General features: G+C 45.9%; 2 protein-coding genes and 1 pseudogene. 1 reads left to right on the top strand and 2 read right to left on the bottom strand.

The window, feature by feature from the left end:
• Both P406_RS29610 and P406_RS26690 read right to left on the bottom strand, forming a co-directional pair.
• Window positions 1–242 (bottom strand): annotated as a pseudogene (locus P406_RS29610) (hypothetical protein); the annotation flags it as partial.
• A 9-nt stretch (window positions 243–251) separates the two neighbouring features.
• A complete protein-coding gene (locus tag P406_RS26690; RefSeq protein ID WP_046237865.1) occupies window positions 252–1,379 on the bottom strand; it encodes a phage/plasmid replication domain-containing protein in 1,128 nt (375 codons plus the stop codon).
• A gap of 113 nt (window positions 1,380–1,492) precedes the next feature.
• Here P406_RS26690 and P406_RS26685 point away from each other — a divergent pair, with 113 nt between their 5' ends.
• Window positions 1,493–1,702, top strand: a complete 210-nt coding sequence (locus P406_RS26685; protein WP_020313137.1) for a hypothetical protein — start codon at window positions 1,493–1,495, stop codon at window positions 1,700–1,702.
• Window positions 1,703–1,838 lie beyond the last annotated feature (136 nt).

Genomic DNA, 1,838 nt, shown 5'->3' with positions numbered 1-1,838 from the left:
ACGGGGTTCATAAACTCACGAACGTGAAGCTGCTGTTGAAGACGAAGCTTCTGGCCGGAGGTTAACTGAACACCTTGAAAGCTAACTGTGCGCATCTGATACCTCAAGATGATCTGTAACAACACCAAAAACACAAAAATCACATACATGATCAGACTGGTTAGAAAATGAAAAAGAGGAAAACTCATCAAGTTCAGTATCAAGAACGAGAACAGAAGAACAGCAATCGCATGAGTAGCCATTAATAGTTTTCATGCTGCCAACTGCAAGTGATTAGCGCGGCGGTACCAGAGAGGTACAGCAAGTTCGGCCTTGCAAACCTCACGGCACTGGCGAACAAAAACAGGTGCAAAACGAGAAGTGTCGCACGCATTACGAATGTTTATACCAATACGATTAAGGCGAGCAGCATGGGTCTGTACCTGCTTTTTATTAAAATCAAAGACCTGACCATGCATCCATTGGATTGCATACATAGCTGTGGTATTGGCTGAACGAGTAGAGTCAACGATTTTCTCAGCAACCAATTGCTCACTGATGCTAACTATATCCATAGCTGTCACCTTTAACCTTTCGTCTATTTTAAGAAACTCACGGTGGAGTTCGCCAAATCGGCTCTCGTTAAACATACCCCAGTAACACAGGGCCTCTCGCTGGAGGAGTTCACTCTTTAATTCTTGTTCCATACGGACGACACCGTTATGGAAACAGTAATTGCGAAGATCAAGTACATACTTAAATTGCTCAGAGTCTTCACCATAAAGACGCTTAATCTTAGGTAAAAGATTCTGATCCATTTCAAATGCTTTATCGTAACCCTTACGATATTGAAGACGACCGCCCTGCCCATTGCCCTTTGGGGTCCAAGAAACAGTTCGACCATTTGGATATAAAAAACCTATTGAGTGTCCAATACGCTGGCTAGATACACCGCGAAGATAGGCAAGAACATTACCCTCGCCTAGAGCAATGTTAGTTGTCAGGTCGATTCGTTCAATCTTGGCCCCATCGGCAACAAGATCACTCGATTTAGCGCCTGATACGCCTTGGCGCAATTCAAGGCGTGTGCAACGTGTGAAAGCAGGAAGCCCGTATTCACGCAATAACGCGTTGTAGACAGATATGCACTGTTCAACTGAGGTGTAGCCAAAAAGGTTATCAAGTCGACCTACTCTGCTGGGATTGCCTTCGACACGAACTTTTCGACCCTGAACATGGATAGTAACGGACGTGGAATGGCTGGCTTCATGTTTAAAACGAGGCTGGCGAGTACTCAAGACCTCGTTGGTATTGGAATCGATGGTCAACGTGAAAACGTCACAGACCACAGGTAGGTCGTGGTCGTGCTCCTGGGAAACGGTGAGCCAGTCGATCATCATGCGGAGCGTCCTTACACATGCACACAAGTAACATGGGAGAGGAATGTACACATGTGGAACTGCACACGTCAATACGTGTCAACGTGCACACATGTATTATTGGAGGGAATTTGATGAACGGTGATGGCATGGCCACGAACGTAAGACTGACGACTGCCGAGCAGGAAGCTATTCGGCAAAAAGCTATAGAATTCAATAAGATACTGATAAAGCAAGGAAAGCAGCCATTACGCGACAGCGAACTGGTGCACAAAATCCTCGAAAAATCAGTACCTTACGCAAGGCTTTCAGAATCAGGGGATGTGATTATCGATTCTGAGTGACCGGTAGACCGTGGGATACCACGGTAAAGTGGGGGTGTAACAGATCGGAAGAGCGTCGTGTAGGGAAAGAGTGTAGATCTCGGTGGTCGCCGTATCATTAAAAAAAAAAAAACTCGATCCCGCATTCCGCCATCCC

The organism is Pseudomonas syringae pv. coryli str. NCPPB 4273 (assembly GCF_000972175.1).
Lineage (GTDB): Bacteria > Pseudomonadota > Gammaproteobacteria > Pseudomonadales > Pseudomonadaceae > Aquipseudomonas > Aquipseudomonas syringae.
The sequence above is the reverse complement of the archived record's forward strand: the minus strand, read 5'-3'. Positions and strand labels throughout refer to the sequence as shown.

Coding starts and splice junctions, on each gene's coding strand:
- P406_RS26690 (WP_046237865.1), bottom strand. CDS start 1,379: ATGATGATCGACTGGCTCACCGTTTCCCAGGAGCACGACCACGACCTA.
- P406_RS26685 (WP_020313137.1), top strand. CDS start 1,493: ATGAACGGTGATGGCATGGCCACGAACGTAAGACTGACGACTGCCGAG.